1 rRNA gene is annotated in these 255 nt (G+C 50.6%); it reads right to left on the bottom strand.

Annotated elements, in window-relative coordinates:
• Window positions 1-255: ribosomal RNA gene (locus H8K47_RS18875) — 16S ribosomal RNA — on the bottom strand; the annotation flags it as partial.

Raw genomic sequence — 255 nt, 5'->3', positions numbered from 1 at the left:
GGCAGTCTCATTAGAGTGCCCTTTCGTAGCAACTAATGACAAGGGTTGCGCTCGTTGCGGGACTTAACCCAACATCTCACGACACGAGCTGACGACAGCCATGCAGCACCTGTGTGCAGGTTCTCTTGCGAGCACTTCCAAATCTCTTCGGAATTCCTGCCATGTCAAGGGTAGGTAAGGTTTTTCGCGTTGCATCGAATTAATCCACATCATCCACCGCTTGTGCGGGTCCCCGTCAATTCCTTTGAGTTTTAA

This window comes from Cognatundibacterium rugosum, from assembly GCF_014284365.1.
Classification (GTDB): Bacteria; Pseudomonadota; Gammaproteobacteria; order Burkholderiales; family Burkholderiaceae_D; genus Undibacterium; species Undibacterium rugosum.
Note: the sequence above shows the minus strand (reverse complement) of the source record. Positions and strands in the feature narration are given on the sequence as shown.